The organism is Flavobacterium sp. (assembly GCF_040402955.1).
GTDB lineage: Bacteria > Bacteroidota > Bacteroidia > Flavobacteriales > Flavobacteriaceae > Flavobacterium.
The window spans coordinates 51524-69708 of record NZ_JBBALQ010000003.1; the positions used below are offsets into that span (position 1 = coordinate 51524).

The window sequence follows — 18185 nt, forward strand, 5'->3', positions numbered from 1 at the left end:
AAATGACTTATTTTTTATCATAATGTTATTTTCAAACGTTTTCGTTAATAAATTTTAAATAATTAACAAAAAATCTTGATTTAATTCATATCGTTACTATCTGGAACTCGATTCTTAGGATCGAGTTTTTTCTCTTCTTTAATTTGTCGTCTTCGGGTTTCATCGATAAAGTTAATAAACTCTAGATTGGTTTCTGAATCATCAGATTCACTTGCAGGTTTATTTAAATTATCTTTCACTTTTTGGGATTTGAATAACTTGTGTAACAACTCTTTAAAATCGTCAAAATCTACACGATACGACAACCCTAAACCTTGCGTATAACCTATATTTTGCCCAATCGTATTGGAATTTAAATCATTTTCTCTATTAAATACGTGTGCGGTTAACGTACCATCTGTATTTAAACGCATTTCAACTTCTACATTTCCTACAACATACGATTGATTAATACCACCTAACGGGACACCTACATTTCCGTTAATACTAATTTTATCATTAATTTGGGTAGTTAAAGTAACAAGCGCTCTATCAGAAATTTCTTGTTGTCTGTTTCCTAATTGATAATTTACGCCCAATTGTAATTTATTTTCACCATCAGACAATACATCTCCAAATATACTACTCGCTTTTTCAAATAAAGAACCAAAATAATTAGTTTCCTTATCCGCGAAAAAACCTCCAGTGGCTAATAATGCAAAAGCTTGTCTTTGTCTGAAATCTTTGTCTTGTAATTTATAATCCAAATCACTTTTTAAAACTGAACTTACATTTGGGAAATTGATATTGAAATCGGATTGAGGCGCGTTTAGTTCGCCAGTAATTAAAATACTTACTTCTGTTGGAATTTTTTTATTAAAAGTGGTGTTTTCTAACAAAACATTTGGATTTGCTGTAATATTTGTAGTTACAGCTTCTAAATTTAACTTAGCACCCATAGGATCACCCTCCCAACTAATAGTTCCGCCGTTTTTTACACTAAATTTTTTATCAATTAAACTCCCATATCTAAATAAATATTCTCCTTTGTTGACAATAAAGTCGCCGGTCATTTGAAATTTACCTAAAGTATTGATATTCATAAACATCGATCCGTTACCCGTTCCTTTCATAGAATGCCCGGTTTCACGATTTAAAATAACTTCTATTTCTGCATTTGGTGTAATGGCAAAATTAAAATTCAAATCGATACTTCTATACGTTTTGGTTGGTTTGATTATGCTGTTTTTTGTACCGAATTTTTCTTCTCTAGTAATAAAATGTACCAAGCCATTTTCGCTAACGCTTTCCGAACTGTTTACAGGAATTTTAATTGAAGTTCCTTTGGCAGTTTTTCCTTCTGCATTAATTACTAAGGCTTCAACAGGGCCTTCAATTGTTGCAAAACCATCAAAATATGCTTTTCCAAAATAATAAGCATCATCCGAATCTTTGGTGTCTAATACCAATAGTTTATCAGATGCTATTTTTAAATCCATTTCCCAATTTGCAAATTTTTCGTGAGAAATGATTCCGCTTAAAATTCCTTTGGTTTTTTCATTTACATCGATAATATCAATATCTCTAAATATAAATTTTTCTTGGGTTAAATCAATTTTTGAATCTTTATCGAAATCATAATCTACATTTAAATAAGGTACTTGTATACCTGCGTCATTTAGATACAAAACGCCATCTACTTCGGGATTATCAAAAGTTCCAACAATATTAATTTTACCTTTAGCCATTCCTCGTACATTATCCAAAATACCCGTTAAAAAGCCACCAATTGGTTTAATATTAAAGTTATCAAAAACTGCCTCTAAATTTAAAACGGTCTGATTGTTAACAATATCTACAGTTCCTGTTGTTGAAAATGTTACTTCATCTTCATTAATTATAGAAGCATCGACATTAAAAATCTTAAAAGTTTCATCTCCAAAAACTTTTAATTTTAAATCGCCTAATTCACTATCATTAAGTACTAACCCGTCTATCGTTAAGTTTGTTGACGGTTCATAAATTAGGTTATCTTGCTTGTATTTTAAATTTCCATTTAGCTTACCACCAAGACTTAAATTCTTAATATCGGGTGTGATTTTGGAAATATCAACATCGTTAAAAGTAAAATTAAAATCTTTGTAGGTATCCCCTTTCATTTCTCCATTAAAATCAATGAATTGATTATTATGAGATAAGGTTAATTGATTGAAATTAAAGTTTTTAAACTGTTTATCAAAAACAATAGTGTTTTCAGTTGTTTCCTTTTCGTTAATAAACCATTGGAAATTTTTGAAGGTAATGTCTGATTTTTTAAATCCAACTACAGATTGTTTATTTTCATCAATGGTATGATATAAGTTTAAGTCAAATTTATCTTCTCCTTTTTCACCACCTTTAAATTCGGTTCTGGCATACAAAGTGTCATTTAACGTCAAATTTATCAAACTAAATTCGGATATTTTATAGTTTTTAGTATTTAAACTATCTAATTCAATATAGGTATTATAAAGTGGGTTTTTGTTGTCAATATCGATTTTAATACCATTAAATTTATTTTCAAAAGCATTGACAAATAGAGAATTAAAGTCAAACTGAAACAAACCTTCATCCGCATTTATTTTCCCTTTTAATCGTGTATTTTCTCCAATAGAAATTTCAGGATAAAATACTTCTAAAGCTTTATTATAAAATTTAAAATCAAAATCTATAAATTGGTTTTTGGATAATTTATGTGATGAATAATTTGCATACAAACTACCCACAGCATTTTCAACTATTTTTATAAGTTGCTTTGTTTGATATTTACCTACAACTTGACCCTCAATAATATCAGCCGAAAGAAAGGAAACCGTTCTAATGTTTTGATTATCAAAAGTTGAAGTAACTGAAGCCGAATCGAAATAATACTTATTTATTGGGTTGATGTAGGAAATGTTTTCCAAATTTATTGTACCGGCTAAATCATCTAACGAATTTCCTTGTGCCTGCATTACTATTGACCCAGCCAAAATAGAGGTAGCATCTTTAGTATACAGATTTATTTTTTTAAGATTAGCGTATTCAATATCGATATCAAAATCATATATTTTTTTTCTGTTACTTAAATCTACTAAACCATCGAAGGTAAGCAATAAATTAGGATCTTTACTATGAAAATGTCCTTTAAAATATGGCATCTTCATCGTACCATTTATATCAATATTTTTATATGTGTAACCATTATATTTAAACTGTCCTACATTTCCTTTTAGTTTGGTATTCAAATATTTTTTAGAAAATCCGGTTCCATCAACATCAACATTAACAGATGTACGACCTAAGTCTTTTTCATCTAAAAATATACCTAAATCAAAATTATCCAACTGAAATTTCCCAATATAAGTCGCACGGTCAATTGTGTCAATATTATCCATTTTAAAATCGCCCAGTGCATGACCTAATTTCGAAAACAAATCCACATCGGCAATAATCCATTTTTCAGTAAGCTCTACTTTCCCTTTCAAATCAACTTTACCCAGTTTTTGTAATTGTTTAGGTAAATTTTTCCCTAACAGATTAGGTAAAAGCTTACTAACACTTGCTTGACTGGCTGATAATCTGTCGAAACTTCCTTTTAAGTAAAATTTCTGATTGCCTTTTCCAAAAATATTTTTTAACTGAAGATTTCCAACTACTTCACTGTCATTTAAATCATTAAACTCTAAGTTATTAAATTTTAAGTCGTTTAGTGTTCCTAAAATATGAGAATCGATATAAAATTTCTGATTTTTACCAAATTCAGGATAGAAAAAATTTAAGTCGTTACTTGAAATTTTACCTTCTTTGATATCCAAATCAAAAATTACTTTATTATTGAAATCTTTAAAATCTTTTCTATCGTAACGTAATTCTGTTTTTCCTTTAAACGAAGAGTTTTCCGTTTCTAAAATTAATTCATTTAATAAAATATTCTTTTTGGTGTAGGTAAAATCTGAAGTTAAGTTTTTCATTATCAAACCCCTATGATCTTTAAATGACATTTTATACACATAGGCAAAAACATTTGCGCCTTTTACATAAAAATCGTCTAATTGCCCATTTAAATTAGAAAAATCTAAAACTTTAGGTTTTGTAAGATTTTTATCGATGTATCTAAATCGGCTATTTTGTAAAGAAATAGAATTTATTTTTAATCTAAATTTTCCAGTAGAAGGTTTTGGAGGATTGTCTTCAAAAGCTGCAACAAATTTATCTAAATTAGTGTCTTTTTCTCCCTTGTACTGAATGATTTTTAGATTTAATCCATCCGCTTGTAAATCACCTAAATAGGGATGTCCGTTTTCGTATAATTTTTTATAACTTAAAATTGAAGTGTTTATGCGATTAAAATGTAACAACGTGTCGTTATGATGATCCTTTGCTAAAACACCTTTTAATTTCACCCCTCCAAACGGATTAATCGCTACTTTTTCAATAGTAATAGTTACACCAAAATCTTCTTTAAGTTGATCAGTAGCGATTTTTCCCAGCCTTGTTTGTACAAAAGGTAAGGCCAATAGTATGGCTACTAAAAGCACAAAAAGCAAAATTCCAATTAAGGAACGAACCGCTATTTTTTTTATAGATTTAATATTTAATTTATTTAATTTTGCAAAACAAATCTGTTATTATTTGCTTATAGCAACAAAAATAAGCAATTTTGTAAGACATTTACTATACTTTTATACCAAAATTCATGCCTAGTATCACAAATTTGAAAAACATTTACACTTTAGCTATTGAAAGTTCTTGCGATGATACCTCTGCGGCGGTTTTATGTAATGATAAAGTACTAACCAATATTGTGGCAGGACAAAAAATACATGAAGAATATGGTGGTGTAGTTCCCGAATTAGCTTCAAGAGCGCACCAGCAAAATATTGTTCCTGTTGTAGAAATGGCTATTAAAAAAGCTGGAATTACAAAAGAAAACTTAAACTGCATTGCATTTACTCAGGGTCCTGGATTAATGGGTTCACTATTAGTGGGTGGTAGTTTTGCTAAATCGTTAAGTTTAGGTTTAAGTATTCCATTAGTGGCAATTAACCACATGAAAGCCCATATTTTAGCGCATTTTATTGATGAAGAAGGCTATGAAAAACCTGCTTTTCCTTTTATTGCTTTAACCATATCTGGAGGTCATACACAAATAGTAAAAGTTTCCAGTTTTTTTGAAATGGAGATTATAGGCGAAACTACTGATGATGCCGTTGGAGAAGCATTTGATAAAAGCGCTAAAACATTAGGTCTACCCTATCCTGGCGGACCTTTGATAGATAAATACGCGCAATTAGGCAATCCGAAAGCCTTTGCTTTTACCAAACCAAAAGTGGCAGGTTTAAATTTTAGTTTTAGTGGTCTCAAAACACAAATTTTATATTTTATTCAGAAAAAATTAGCAGAAAACGAACATTTTATTATTGAAAATTTAAACGACATTTGTGCATCTATACAACATACGATTATTGAAATTTTAATGGATAAGTTAAAATTAGCTGTGTCTGAAACTGGTATTACACAAATTACTATTGGAGGTGGGGTTTCAGCAAATTCAGGTATAAGAAATACGTTAAAAGAAGCGGAATCAAAATACGGTTGGAAAACATATATTCCAAAATTTGAATACACAACAGATAACGCTGCAATGATTGGAATTGTAGGTTATTATAACTTTTTAGAAGAAAATTTCAGTACAGCTGACGTCGTTTCTAAAGCAAGAATTGAATTTTAAAACTATGCAATTATTCTATAATTCCGAAATAAAATCTGGAGATAAAACGTTTACTTTTGACAAAGAAGAAAGCAAACATATTATCAAAGTATTACGAAAACAAGAAGGTCATAAAATACATATTACTAATGGATTAGGCTATTTATTTATTTCTGAAATAATTTTAGGATTAGAAAAAAAATGTGAAGTAAAAATCAACGAAGAACACTTTTTTAAACCCACTAAATTTCACACACACATTGCTGTAGCTCCAACTAAAATGCTCGACAGAATGGAATGGTTTTTAGAAAAAGCTACCGAGATTGGTATTCATGAAATTACGCCAATCATTTGTGAACATTCAGAACGAAAAATCTATAAAATAGATAGAGCTGAAAAAATTATTCAAGCTGCAACGAAACAATCCAATCAGTATTATTTACCCAAAATAAACGAAGCCATTACTTTATCTGAATTTCTTAAAAAAAATCATTCAGGTCAAAAATTTATTGCCCATTGTGAAGAATCAGATAAAAAATCTTTTGGTAAAGAAATTAAAAAAGAAGAAAAAGTTACAATTTTAATTGGACCTGAAGGTGATTTTTCTACAAAAGAAATTAAAATGGCTATTGAAAATGAATTTATTCCTGTAACTTTGGGGAACACAAGATTAAGAACGGAAACTGCAGCTTTAGTAGCTTGTCATACAATTGTAATTCAAAATGAATAAACTAATAACTTTTGGAATTTTACTAGTTTGGAACTTGGGATTTTCCCAAGAAATTGCTGTTTTAAAATATTCTGGCGGTGGCGATTGGTATGCCAATCCTACATCTTTACCTAATTTAGTGAAGTTTTGTAATCAAAATATCAACACTAAATTAAATCCTAAAGTTAATTCCGTTGATGTTGGAAGTGCTGAATTGTACTTGTATCCTTTTGTTCACATGACAGGTCACGGAAATGTAGTTTTCAGCAGTAACGATGTTCAAAATCTTCAAAATTATTTAAATTCAGGTGGTTTTTTACACATTGATGACAATTACGGAATGGACGAGTATATTAGAAAAGAAATTAAAAAACTCTTCCCAAATACTGCTTTAGTTGAAATCCCAAAAGCACATCCTATTTTTCAAACACCTTATTCTTTTCCAAACGGATTGCCAAAAATTCATGAACACGACAACAAACAACCGCAAGCGTTTGGTATTTTTATTGAAAATAGATTGGCGCTTTTATACACTTTTGAATGTGATTTGGGTGACGGTTGGGAAAATCAAGAAGTGCACAACGACCCAATAAACGTTAGAGAAAAAGCTTTAAAAATGGGCGCAAATATTCTAAATTATGTGTTTTCTAACTAATTTTTTTTTATATTTGTAAGAGCCAGAATTCTGTTCAATATCTGAATCGTAAAACAAATAACTTTTTATTATGCAAAAAATTCCTAGTGTAGACTTACGTGATTTCCTGTCGGAAGACCCGACACGTAAACAAAAATTTGTAGATGAAATCGGAAAAGCCTACGAAGAAATTGGTTTCGTAGCGTTAAAAGGTCATTTTTTAGATGACAAATTAGTTGAAAATTTGTACAGTGAAGTTAGAAATTTCTTTACTCTACCTGTTGAAGCAAAAGAAAAATATGAAATTCCAAGAATCGGAGGCCAAAGAGGTTATGTGTCGTTTGGAAAAGAACATGCAAAAGGTCGTTCTGCTGGAGATTTAAAAGAATTTTGGCATTTTGGACAATATGTAGATTCGGATTCAAAATACGCTAATGAATACCCTGAAAATGTAACGGTTTCAGAATTACCTAATTTTAATGACACAGGTAAAGAAGCGTATCAAATGTTAGAAAAAACAGGAATATACGTACTTCGCGCTTTGGCGTTATTTATAGGATTGGATGAATTTTATTTTGATGCTTACATTTCTGAAGGCAATAGCATATTAAGACCAATACATTATCCACCAATTACTGATGAGCCTAAAGATGGTGCTGTTCGTGCTGCTGCGCATGGAGATATCAATCTGATTACTTTATTAATGGGTGCTCAAGGAAAAGGACTTCAGGTTCAAAACCACGATGGGCAATGGATTGATGCTATGGCACAACCGGATGAATTAATGATAAATGTTGGAGACATGTTAGCACGTCATACCAATAACCGATTAAAATCTACGATTCATCAAGTGGTAAATCCACCAAGAGAATCATGGGGAACTTCACGATATTCCATTCCTTTTTTCATGCATCCGGTAAGTGATATGAAATTAGATTGTTTACCAGAATGTGTTGATGAAAAAAATCCAAAATTTTTTGAAAACATTACTGCTGGCGAATTTTTGCACGAACGTTTGGTAGAATTAGGATTGATTAAGAAATAAAAAAAACCAGTTTTAATTAACGTTTCGCTATTGCTATACGGTTTAATCTGCGTAAAAAAAAATGGATTTACAAGACCAACTAAAAAACTTATTTCCAAACCATGTCCCTTCAAATGAACCAGAAGAAACAGAGGTTATGCCACATGAATTGTATGTTCAAAAAGAACCTATGATTTGTAAATATGAAAAACGAAAAGGAAAAGCCACCACTATCATTGAAGGCTACGAAGGAACGGACGAAGATTTTAAAGTTCTTGCTAAAGAAATCAAAACAAAATTAAGTGTGGGTGGAAGTTTTAAAGACGGTGCGATTATCCTTCAAGGCGATTACAGAGATAAAATAATGAAAATGCTTCAAGACAAAGGCTTTAAAACCAAACGTGTTGGAGGTTAGATTTGTTTCAAGTTTAAACAAAAAATCATGATAAAATCATCAGAATTAATATTAAATCCAGACGGAAGTGTATATCACTTAAATTTGAAGCCAGAACATATTGCTGCTGATATTATTTTTGTAGGCGATCCAGAACGTGTATCAAAAATTACGAAACACTTTGAAACTGTCGAATTTTCAACACAAAAAAGAGAATTTAAAACCGAAACAGGTATTTACAAAGGAAAACGTATTACGGTGCAATCAACTGGAATAGGTCCTGACAATATTGATATAGTCATGAATGAATTAGATGCCTTAGTTAATATTGATTTAAACACAAGAGAACTTAAACCAAACCATACCGCATTAAATATCGTTCGAATTGGAACTTCTGGCTCGTTACAAGCTGATATCCCTGTGGATAGTTGGGTAATGAGTAAATACGCAATTGGTTTGGATAACATGCTTCGCTCCTATTTAATTGAAGAACATTCTGATTCGGAATTAGAAGATGCTTTTATTTTACATACCAATTGGGATAATAGAAAAGGTAGACCAACTGTGGTATCGTGTGATGCAATCTTAGAGAACAAAATCTATTCAGAAAAATTTTATAAAGGATTTACTGGAACTGTTGGCGGATTTTACGGACCTCAAGGTCGTGTAGTCCGATTAAATATTCAGGATCCTAAATTAAATCATAAAATGGATACGTTCAACTATAACGGTACTCGCATGACGAATTTAGAAATGGAAACGTCTGCAATATATGGTTTAGGCAAATTATTAGGCCATAATTGTTTGTCATTAAATGCAATTATTGCAAACAGAGCGGTAGGCGAATTTAGTTCGAACCCAGAAAAAACGGTGAATGACTTGATTGCTTATACATTGGATAAATTGGTAGGATAAAACAGCCCAAATTAAATAAACCCTTAAACCCATCATCCAAAACCCCATACCCAAAACATGAAAGAAGTAAAAATAGTTGGCGTTCCCGAACATTTTAATTTACCATGGCACATGTGCATTGAAAATGGTGAATTCAATGAAGCTGGAATCGATTTGCAATGGACAGAGGTACCTGAAGGAACAGGAAAAATGTGTCAAATGCTTCGAAATAATGAAACGGATATTGCCATTATTTTAACGGAAGGAATTATTAAAGAACTAACTGAAAATCCGCACAGTTCAATTGTGCAAGTTTTCGTGAAATCACCCTTAATTTGGGGAATTCATGTAGATGGAAAAGCCGAATATACTACGGTTGCTGATTTAGAACATAAAGTTTCCGCCATAAGCAGAATGGGTTCTGGTTCACATTTAATGTGTTTTGTAAATGCCGAAAAAAATAATTGGAATACAAAAAATATACCTTTTGAGATTGTAAATAATTTAGATGGTGCCGTTGCAAGTCTTTCTGAAGGGAAATCAGATTATTTTATGTGGGAAAAATTTACCACAAAACCTTTAGTTGACAATGGCACTTTTAAACGTGTGGGCGAATGTCCCTCCCCTTGGCCTTGTTTTTTAATAGCTGTTAGAAACGAATTTTTAGCGGAAAACAAAGCTGTAATTGCTTTAATTTTAAAAATAATTAACACCACAACAGAAGAATTCAAATACATTCCAAGCATCGATAGAACGCTTGCTACAAGATATCATCAAAAATTAGAAGATATCCAACAATGGTTGCAACAAACCCAGTGGAGTCAAAAAAATTTAGATGAAAAAACCTATCAAATCGTTCAAAATAAACTATTTGATTTAGGTATTATTTCTAATAAAGTACCATTCCATCAACTTGTTAAAAACATATAAAAAGAAGAATCAATTTATTTTGATACCGCATTTTTAACTACTTTTGAATACAAAACAAAATCGAATTTACGAATTACAAAAATGACATTTTTTCTAAAATCTTTTTTTGATAAAATATCCGCTTGGCTTATTGCAAATAGGCTTAGAGAAAATGTTATATTCTTTATTTTATCTTTTTTAATTAGCATTCCTGTTTTTATTTATTTTAGAAAAAATATTTATTATTTTGATGCAGAAATACCCTACGATAAAATTTCAGTTTTTATATTTCTTATAACTGTCTTTATTCTGATTTTAAAATGGTTACGTAAAAAGATCATCTATTCAATTTTAATTTATTTTCTCATTTTTTCGATTGCTTCTGTACAAGGAAACTATTCTTTATTTCAAGTTTTAACAGCATATAAAATCGCTTTTTTAAGTGATGAAATGCAAAAAGAAGAAACCTATTTAGAATCAAAAACATTAAAGCCATTTCCAAATAAAACTCGCGTGTATGAAAGTGTTGATTTTTCCAGTTCTAAAGTCAGAAATTTTGCGCTTTTTGCTGTTAATTCACATTTTAAAGACACACCTAATTATCCGATTAATCGAAAACTGATTCAATATTTTGCAGTTTTTAAAGAAATAAATTCCCGATGGAATTATGTAAACGACCCGAAAGGACAAGAATATTTTGCAAGTGGAAGCGAAAGTTTATTATATTTTTCAGGTGATTGTGATGACCATGCCATTTTGATGTGCGCCGCAATTAAATCTATTGGAGGAAGTATGCGACTAATTCATACAGGAAAACACATGTATCCAGAAGTTTTATTAGGAACTGAAAAAGAACTAGAAAATGCCATGTATCTAATTAGTAATGAGATTTTTAAAGATATTTCAAAAGGAAAAACAATTTATTTTCATCGTTATGAAAAAGGAAAAATTTGGTTAAATTTAGATTATACCGCCCATTATCCTGGAGGTCCCTTTTTAGGAGAAGAAGTGTTAAGTATTTTAGATTTACAACAACCTGAACTTACCAATCAATCTGGTTTTTTCCAATAGATTTTAAATACGAATTGGTTTGACTAAAATGTTTATTTCCAAACCAAAATCCTCTGTTGGCACTTAATGGCGATGGATGTCCACATTCCAAAACAAGGTGTTTATCCCTGTTAATTTTAATTCCTTTTTTTTGTGCAAAACTTCCCCAAAGTAAAAAAACAATATTTTCGCAATTATTTAATATATAATTAATTAAACTATCTGTAAAAATATTCCACTTTAAGTGTTTGTGACTATTTGCTTCGTCTTTTCTTACTGTTAAACTGGCATTTAAAAGTAAAATTCCTTGTTGTGCCCAACGCTCTAAATTGCCGTTTGTTGGTAAAAATATAGAATCAAAATCGGAATTAATTTCTGCGAAAATATTCTTTAAAGAAGGTGGAATGTTAATACCATCATTTACGGAAAAACATAAGCCATTTGCTTCGCCATCTCCGTGATATGGATCTTGACCAATAATAACAACTTTTAAATCATTCAAATTACATTTTTCAAATGCATTAAAAATTAAATCTTTTGGCGGAAAACAAATAGAAGTTTCATATTCATCTTCAACTTCTTGCATTAGTTTTTGAAAATAATCTTTTTGAATCTCATCATTGAAAAATGATTTCCAAGATAAAACAATATTGTCATAGAGCATATTTATAGTTTTTACAAATATAAAACTTTATCTTTTGTAACTTTGCAATCATCATAGAATTTCAAAATGATTTCAATAACTGAAAAAACACTAAAAGATTTAGAGTTTCATACTATTTTACAAACCATTTCTGACCGTTGCAATACAGAAATTGGAATGGAAAAAGCGCTTCAGATTCAGCCATTTAAAAGCAAAGAAATTTTGTTTGCAGAATTGTCCTATACCAACGAATATGTAGCTTCTTTTAGTAATAACAATGCTTTGCCAAATCACGGTTTTGAAACGGTTACATCAGATTTAAAACTATTAGCAATCGAAGATAGTTTCTTGGAGTTAGTCGCTATTAAAAAAATATTAGATTTAAGTAAATCTACCAATGAGTATTTAAAATTTTTAAAGAAATTTTCAGATTATTATCCAGAATTATTCAAAAAATCTACTCAAATTGAATTTACACCATATATCACAAAATCTATTGAAGAAATTGTAAATAAATTTGGAGAAATTAAAGATGATGCGTCGCCCGATTTAGTGAATATTAGACGAAGCATTAATGTGGTTCGAGGAAAAATCAACCAAAGTTTTGGATTGGCCTTATCGCACTTCAATTCATTAGGCTATTTAGATGATATAAAGGAAACCGTTGTTGATAATCGTAGGGTTTTGGCGGTTCAAGCGATGTATCGAAAAAAAGTAAAAGGTTCTATTTTAGGGAATTCAAAGACTGGAAGTATCGCCTACATTGAACCAGAAACCACGTTAAAATATTCTCGAGAATTGAATGTTTTAGAGTTTGAAGAGCGTGAAGAAATTATGCGCATATTACGTATGCTTTCCGCTACCATTCGTCCTTATGCAGCTTTAATTTCTCAGTATCAGGATTTTCTTTCTGATATGGATGTGATTGCTGCAAAAGCAAAATATGCCAACCGAATTAACGGAATACTTCCCAAAATAAATGAAGAAAAGCGATTGTTTTTTAGAGAAGCCTTCCATCCTATTTTGCTTTTAAATAATAAAGCAGAGAACAAACCCACATTTCCTCAATCCATTGAATTAGAAAGTACAAATAGAATTATTGTGATTTCAGGTCCCAATGCTGGTGGAAAAACCATCTCCTTAAAAACAATAGGTTTATTGCAATTGATGTTGCAATGCGGTATGCTAATTCCAGTTCACGAACGTAGTGAAACGTTTTTATTCGATAGAATTTTAACCGATATTGGTGACAACCAATCTATTGAGAATCATTTAAGTACATACAGTTATCGTTTAAAGAATATGAACTATTTCTTAAAAAAATGTAACGATAAAACCTTGTTTTTAATTGATGAATTTGGTACAGGTTCTGATCCAGAATTGGGTGGTGCTTTAGCAGAAATTTTCTTAGAAGAATTTTACGACAGAGAAGCGTACGGTATTATTACGACGCATTATACCAATTTAAAAATATTAGCCAGCGAATTGCCTTTTGCCAGCAATGCCAATATGTTATTTGATGAAAAATCATTGGAACCGATGTATAAATTACATTTAGGACAGCCAGGAAGTTCGTTTACCTTTGAAGTAGCTCAGAAAAATGGGATTCCTTACGGATTAATTAATCGTGCGAAAAAGAAAATTGAAAATACAAAAGTACGATTTGATAAAACTATTGCCACTTTACAAAAAGAACGCTCGAAAATGGAGAAAACGTCTGTTTCCTTAAAAGAAGAAGAAACAAAAGCACGTGAGGAAAGCAAGAAAATGGAAACCATAAATGTTAAAATTCAGGACAAACTAGAACGCTATCAGGAATTGTACGACGCCAATCAGCGTTTGATTTATATGGGACAAAAAATTGATGATATTGCTGAAAAATATTTTAATAATAAAGACAAAAAGACATTAATTGGCGAATTTTTAAAAGTAGTTGAAATTGAAAATTCGAAACGTAAAAAAATATCAGCTAAAGAGAAAAAAATCAAAGAAGTTGTTGTAAAACAAGTGATTGCTGAAGTAAACGTTAAGGTAGAAGAAATTCGTACCGAGAAAAAAGAAAATAAAATTAAAGCCAAATTGGTTCCTGAAAAGCCTGTTGTAGTTTTAAAAGTTGGCGATAGAGTTCGTATGAAAGACGGAAAAGCGATTGGAACTATCGAAAAAATTGAAAAAAATAAAGTTTCAGTGAACTATGGTGTTTTTATTTCAAAAACTAATTTAGAAAGTTTAGAATACGTACAACCTAGTTAATGTGTCAATTTGACAATTAGTCAATGCGCCAATATTTGAATTAATTTACCTGTTGGTAAATTAATATAAACTCTCGCCATTTAAATCAGTCGTTAACACATCGCTCATATAATTGAAAAAAGGTCGCATCGCTGCAAAAGTGGCGATTACTTCTTCTTTAAAATTTGGTGACATCACTTCTTTGTTTGAAAATTTTCTGGTTAATAAATATTGTTTTTTTCTAATTAAATCAATATTTGGATGTGTTTTGTCAAAGTTTTTTGGAGCGGTTTTTAACTCTTCACCTTCCAAAGTTCCAAACATTTTTTTGAAAGTTGCATCAGCGATAATTTCTCTTAAATCAGAAGCATCCAATTCTAATTCTTTTCTAAATCGCAATAAATCTTCGTTGCTAGGTTCCCAAAATCCGCCACCTATAAAACTTGCTTCGTTTTCAATATGTAAATACATTCCACCTCGAAGCATTGGTTTAGTTCTGGAAAATCCAACAGAAAAATGATTTTTATAAGGTAGTTTATTTTTTGAAAAACGCACATCTCTATAAATTCTAAACACTTGCATTTTTTCTAAACTATCTATCTTTTCTAAATCGGTAAAGACTTCTGTAAAAAAAGCTTTTGCCAAATTATTTTCGGTTTCAAAGCGTTTTTTATTTTCGGTAAACCAATCGCGGTTATTGTTTTTGCTTAGTAACTCTAAAAATTCAAAAGTTGATTTTGTTAACATAAGTTGGCGTTATAAATTAAATTGAATCGTTTAGTTTACTGTTTTTATAACTGAAGGCAAAATAAATTACCAATCCGATAACCAACCAAACGCCAAACCACATCCAATTAGAAACCGCCATTCCTGTTAATAAATAACTACAAGAAATTAACCCTAATAATGGAATTAAAGATAAGTTTTTAGTGAACGATAAAATTGTCATTACTATACAAACAAGTATAAAAACCAACATTGGAATATTTGTAGCTAATTTATCAATAGAAAAATCGAAAAGATTAGTAAAGAAATCCGGTACATATTTAACGATTAAAATAGTAGCAATAGCAACTAATACTGGAAAAATGAACTTTGAATTCACATACGGAATTCTGAATTTTCCTTTGGTTTCACGTTCTGCGATTTCGGCTTCACTTTGTGGAGAAAGCATTAAAACGCCACCACAAACTAATACGAAAGCAAATAAAGTTCCAATACTTGTAAAATCTAATACAAAATTTTCATCAGTAAAAAAGATTGGAATTCCAACAACTAAACCCGTAACAAGAGTAGCAAAACTCGGTGTTTTGTATTTTGGATGAATTTTTGAAAAACGTTTTGGCATTAAACCATCACGACTCATCGTCATCCAAATTCTTGGTTGTCCCATTTGAAATACCAATAACACACTTGTCATAGCTACAACAGCAGCAATTGAAACCACAAACAACATCCATTTTACGCCTTTTAAAGCAAATATTTCAGCTAATGGATCACTTACGCCTAACAATTCATAAGACACCATACCCGTGATAACAAGCGCTAAAACTATAAAAACTACGGTACAAATTACTAAAGAATAAATCATACCTTTTGGTAAATCGCGTTGTGGATTTTTACTTTCTTCTGCTAAAGTAGAAACCGCATCAAACCCAATATAAGCAAAGAAAACAGCAGAAACGCCGCCCATTACTCCGCTAAAACCATTTGGCATAAAAGGCGTCCAATTATCAATATCTACATAAAAAGCACCTACAATTATTACTAAAACAATTATTGCTAATTTTATATATACCATAGCATTGCTAAAGTTTTTAGATTCTTTTGTGCCTCTGTAGACCAAATAGGTAATTAAAATATTAATAACCACCGCTGGTAAATCGAAAATTACTTTCAAATTGCCTAACATAGGTGCGTTTTTCCACGCTGCTAATCCTTCGTCGCCTTTACTTGCTATAAAAGCGGCGTGTGCTGATTTATAGTTAATTGTTAACCATTCTGGCAAATGAATTCCAAAACTTTCTAATAAATTAGTGAAATAACCGCTCCAAGAAAAAGCAATATAAATATTACCTATAGAATACTCCATAATTAATGCCCAACCAATTATCCAAGCAAAAAGTTCTCCAAAAGAAACGTAAGCATACGTGTATGCACTACCAGAAACAGGCACACGAGAAGCAAATTCGGCGTAACACATTGCTGTAAAACCACAAGCAAAGGCACACATAATATACAAAAGTACTACGGCAGGTCCGCCTGAAAAACACGCGTTTCCGATAGCACTAAACGTCCCTCCACCAATAATAGCTGCTATTCCAAAAAAAGTTAAATCTTTTACTGACAATACTTTATTTAAACCTGAATGATCACCATCTCCGCCTTGTTTCAATATTGTTGTAATTGATTTCTTTCTGAAAATTTTCATTTTATTAAGTATTTTGGTTAGCAAAGCAAATATAGAATTAAAATTGTAATTGTTTTGAGTTATTGATATGAAAAATTGATAATCAAAATCTATTATTAAATAAATTTATATAATCAAAACATATTGTTTAGTTGTAAAAATGCCGTAAATTTGCATTAGAAAATTAATTAAAAATAAATAATTATGGCATTAGTAGGAAAACAATTCCCAAACATTACCGTTGACGCAATCTCAGATATGGGCGACAACTTAAGAATTAACGTTTTAGAAGAAGCAACAAAAAACAACAAAAAAGTAATTTTATTTTGGTACCCAAAAGATTTTACATTTGTTTGTCCAACTGAATTACACGCTTTTCAGGCGGCTTTACCAGAATTTGAAAAAAGAAATACAATAGTAATTGGTGCTTCTTGCGATACAAACGAAGTACACTTTGCTTGGTTAAACACAGCCAAAAATAATGGCGGTATTGAAGGTGTTACCTATCCTTTATTAGCAGATACAACTCGTAATTTAGCAAACGCTTTAGATATTTTAGATGTAGCAGATGAATTTAACGAAGAAACTGGTGATTATTTATTGACTGGATCAAATGTTACTTTCCGTGCCACTTACTTAATAGACGAAACTGGTAAAATTTTCCACGAAAGTGTAAACGATATGCCATTAGGTAGAAATGTAAACGAATATTTACGTTTAGTTGATGCCTACACACACGTACAAACTAAAGGTGAGGTTTGTCCTGCAAACTGGGAAGAAGGAAAAGATGCTATGAGTGCTGACAGAAATAGTACAGCAAGTTATTTAGCTTCACACTAAAATAATATTTCAATAATCAATGTGTCAATTAGAGAATAATTGGCACATTGACATATTGTCTAATAAAAATTAAGAAGTTATGTTTCAAGAAATCGAAAAAGATAATTTAGCTGAAATTGTAGCTAATAATGAAGTAGTATTGGTACAATTTTCTGCATCTTGGTGTGGTAATTGTCGTATAATGAAACCAAAATTTAAAAAAATGGCTTCAGAAAATGAAAGCATTCCATTTTTATTGGTAGATGCCGAACAGTTTACAGAATCAAGAAAATTAGCTAATGTGGATAATTTACCAACATTTGCTGCATTCAAAAATGGTGTTTTAGTAAATCAAACACAAACTAATAAAGCGGAAGTTTTGGCGGAATTAGTAGCTGAAGTACTATAAATTGAAACGAGTTAGACTTCTTATAAAATTAGAAAGTCTACAAATCTAAAATGTCTAAACTCTAACAATCTAACAATCTAAAAATATGAAATTACCTGTAATAAAACACTTGACACAATTTGTTGAAGAAAATGATGCCGATTATATACTTGAAACAATAGCTGTTTTAGAACATTTAACTGAATTAGAATCTTTAAAAGATGAAGAATTAGATGTTATTGGTGAGTTAATTTCAAATATGTATGGAGCCATTGAAGTAAATAAAATGATTAAAGACGGAAAAGATAAAAAAACGGCTCTAAATGATTTTATGAAACGGGTTTTAGGTGCTATTGATAAATAAAAAAA

16 protein-coding genes are annotated in these 18185 nt (G+C 30.6%); 12 read left to right on the forward strand and 4 right to left on the reverse strand.

Annotation, left to right across the window (positions count from 1 at the left end):
- Positions 1 to 80 precede the first annotated feature (80 nt).
- Complete coding sequence (locus ABWP78_RS02530) at positions 81 to 4622, reverse strand: translocation/assembly module TamB domain-containing protein (RefSeq protein WP_502905451.1); 4542 nt, start codon at positions 4620 to 4622, stop codon at positions 81 to 83.
- A gap of 74 nt (positions 4623 to 4696) precedes the next feature.
- Here ABWP78_RS02530 and tsaD point away from each other — a divergent pair, with 74 nt between their 5' ends.
- The 8 genes from tsaD (at position 4697) to ABWP78_RS02570 (ending at position 11345) form a co-directional block, all read left to right on the forward strand.
- Complete coding sequence (gene tsaD, locus ABWP78_RS02535; RefSeq protein WP_353168684.1) at positions 4697 to 5731, forward strand: tRNA (adenosine(37)-N6)-threonylcarbamoyltransferase complex transferase subunit TsaD; 1035 nt, start codon at positions 4697 to 4699, stop codon at positions 5729 to 5731.
- A gap of 4 nt (positions 5732 to 5735) precedes the next feature.
- Positions 5736 to 6440 carry a 16S rRNA (uracil(1498)-N(3))-methyltransferase gene (locus tag ABWP78_RS02540; protein WP_353168687.1) on the forward strand — a complete coding sequence of 235 codons (705 nt, stop codon included), beginning with the start codon at positions 5736 to 5738 and terminating at the stop codon, positions 6438 to 6440.
- Positions 6433 to 7074: a DUF4159 domain-containing protein gene (locus tag ABWP78_RS02545; protein ID WP_353168689.1), complete on the forward strand. Its 642-nt coding sequence runs from the start codon at positions 6433 to 6435 to the stop codon at positions 7072 to 7074. Before ABWP78_RS02540 ends, ABWP78_RS02545 begins: the two co-directional genes overlap by 8 nt.
- 70 nt (positions 7075 to 7144) lie before the next feature.
- The gene (locus ABWP78_RS02550; RefSeq protein WP_353168691.1) at positions 7145 to 8098 is read left to right on the forward strand and encodes an isopenicillin N synthase family dioxygenase; all 954 of its coding nucleotides are present in this window, start codon (positions 7145 to 7147) and stop codon (positions 8096 to 8098) included.
- Between the two features lie 61 nt (positions 8099 to 8159).
- Positions 8160 to 8492 carry a translation initiation factor gene (locus ABWP78_RS02555; protein WP_353168694.1) on the forward strand — a complete coding sequence of 111 codons (333 nt, stop codon included), beginning with the start codon at positions 8160 to 8162 and terminating at the stop codon, positions 8490 to 8492.
- A 27-nt stretch (positions 8493 to 8519) separates the two neighbouring features.
- Positions 8520 to 9386 carry a nucleoside phosphorylase gene (locus ABWP78_RS02560; protein ID WP_353168696.1) on the forward strand — a complete coding sequence of 289 codons (867 nt, stop codon included), beginning with the start codon at positions 8520 to 8522 and terminating at the stop codon, positions 9384 to 9386.
- A 57-nt stretch (positions 9387 to 9443) separates the two neighbouring features.
- Positions 9444 to 10295, forward strand: coding sequence for a substrate-binding domain-containing protein (locus ABWP78_RS02565; protein ID WP_353168698.1), 852 nt, complete (start codon positions 9444 to 9446; stop codon positions 10293 to 10295).
- Between the two features lie 81 nt (positions 10296 to 10376).
- On the forward strand, positions 10377 to 11345 hold the full coding sequence (locus tag ABWP78_RS02570) for a transglutaminase (RefSeq protein ID WP_353168700.1): 969 nt from the start codon (positions 10377 to 10379) through the stop codon (positions 11343 to 11345).
- Here the strand turns inward: ABWP78_RS02570 and ung are convergent.
- Positions 11317 to 11988 (reverse strand): uracil-DNA glycosylase, encoded by a 672-nt coding sequence (gene ung / locus ABWP78_RS02575; RefSeq protein ID WP_353168702.1) that lies wholly within the window; start codon positions 11986 to 11988, stop codon positions 11317 to 11319. The two genes, ABWP78_RS02570 and ung, sit on opposite strands and share 29 nt — an antisense overlap.
- 66 nt (positions 11989 to 12054) lie before the next feature.
- Here ung and ABWP78_RS02580 point away from each other — a divergent pair, with 66 nt between their 5' ends.
- On the forward strand, positions 12055 to 14220 hold the full coding sequence (locus tag ABWP78_RS02580) for an endonuclease MutS2 (RefSeq protein ID WP_353168704.1): 2166 nt from the start codon (positions 12055 to 12057) through the stop codon (positions 14218 to 14220).
- A gap of 60 nt (positions 14221 to 14280) precedes the next feature.
- On the opposite strand, the gene ABWP78_RS02585 is transcribed toward ABWP78_RS02580, so the two are convergent.
- The gene (locus ABWP78_RS02585) at positions 14281 to 14946 is read right to left on the reverse strand and encodes a DUF2461 domain-containing protein (RefSeq protein WP_353168707.1); all 666 of its coding nucleotides are present in this window, start codon (positions 14944 to 14946) and stop codon (positions 14281 to 14283) included.
- A gap of 16 nt (positions 14947 to 14962) precedes the next feature.
- Complete coding sequence (locus tag ABWP78_RS02590; RefSeq protein WP_353168709.1) at positions 14963 to 16630, reverse strand: amino acid permease; 1668 nt, start codon at positions 16628 to 16630, stop codon at positions 14963 to 14965.
- Positions 16631 to 16813: 183 nt separating this feature from the next.
- Here ABWP78_RS02590 and ABWP78_RS02595 point away from each other — a divergent pair, with 183 nt between their 5' ends.
- The 3 genes from ABWP78_RS02595 to ABWP78_RS02605 all read left to right on the forward strand — a co-directional run bounded on the left by ABWP78_RS02595 (position 16814) and on the right by ABWP78_RS02605 (position 18180).
- Complete coding sequence (locus ABWP78_RS02595) at positions 16814 to 17449, forward strand: peroxiredoxin (protein WP_353168711.1); 636 nt, start codon at positions 16814 to 16816, stop codon at positions 17447 to 17449.
- A gap of 79 nt (positions 17450 to 17528) precedes the next feature.
- Positions 17529 to 17837, forward strand: coding sequence for a thioredoxin family protein (locus ABWP78_RS02600; RefSeq protein WP_353168714.1), 309 nt, complete (start codon positions 17529 to 17531; stop codon positions 17835 to 17837).
- Between the two features lie 85 nt (positions 17838 to 17922).
- Entirely contained in the window at positions 17923 to 18180 is a 258-nt protein-coding gene (locus ABWP78_RS02605) for a DUF6952 family protein (RefSeq protein WP_353168716.1), read from the forward strand.
- Positions 18181 to 18185 lie beyond the last annotated feature (5 nt).

What these genes read in the sequence shown, in the direction of transcription:
- ABWP78_RS02605 (WP_353168716.1), top strand. Translation starts at nt 17,923, where the DNA reads ATGAAATTACCTGTAATAAAACACTTGACACAATTTGTTGAAGAAAAT.
- ung (WP_353168702.1), bottom strand. Translation starts at nt 11,988, where the DNA reads ATGCTCTATGACAATATTGTTTTATCTTGGAAATCATTTTTCAATGAT.
- ABWP78_RS02550 (WP_353168691.1), top strand. Translation starts at nt 7,145, where the DNA reads ATGCAAAAAATTCCTAGTGTAGACTTACGTGATTTCCTGTCGGAAGAC.
- tsaD (WP_353168684.1), top strand. Translation starts at nt 4,697, where the DNA reads ATGCCTAGTATCACAAATTTGAAAAACATTTACACTTTAGCTATTGAA.
- ABWP78_RS02560 (WP_353168696.1), top strand. Translation starts at nt 8,520, where the DNA reads ATGATAAAATCATCAGAATTAATATTAAATCCAGACGGAAGTGTATAT.
- ABWP78_RS02570 (WP_353168700.1), top strand. Translation starts at nt 10,377, where the DNA reads ATGACATTTTTTCTAAAATCTTTTTTTGATAAAATATCCGCTTGGCTT.
- ABWP78_RS02565 (WP_353168698.1), top strand. Translation starts at nt 9,444, where the DNA reads ATGAAAGAAGTAAAAATAGTTGGCGTTCCCGAACATTTTAATTTACCA.
- ABWP78_RS02590 (WP_353168709.1), bottom strand. Translation starts at nt 16,630, where the DNA reads ATGAAAATTTTCAGAAAGAAATCAATTACAACAATATTGAAACAAGGC.
- ABWP78_RS02600 (WP_353168714.1), top strand. Translation starts at nt 17,529, where the DNA reads ATGTTTCAAGAAATCGAAAAAGATAATTTAGCTGAAATTGTAGCTAAT.
- ABWP78_RS02580 (WP_353168704.1), top strand. Translation starts at nt 12,055, where the DNA reads ATGATTTCAATAACTGAAAAAACACTAAAAGATTTAGAGTTTCATACT.
- ABWP78_RS02585 (WP_353168707.1), bottom strand. Translation starts at nt 14,946, where the DNA reads ATGTTAACAAAATCAACTTTTGAATTTTTAGAGTTACTAAGCAAAAAC.
- ABWP78_RS02545 (WP_353168689.1), top strand. Translation starts at nt 6,433, where the DNA reads ATGAATAAACTAATAACTTTTGGAATTTTACTAGTTTGGAACTTGGGA.
- ABWP78_RS02595 (WP_353168711.1), top strand. Translation starts at nt 16,814, where the DNA reads ATGGCATTAGTAGGAAAACAATTCCCAAACATTACCGTTGACGCAATC.
- ABWP78_RS02540 (WP_353168687.1), top strand. Translation starts at nt 5,736, where the DNA reads ATGCAATTATTCTATAATTCCGAAATAAAATCTGGAGATAAAACGTTT.
- ABWP78_RS02555 (WP_353168694.1), top strand. Translation starts at nt 8,160, where the DNA reads ATGGATTTACAAGACCAACTAAAAAACTTATTTCCAAACCATGTCCCT.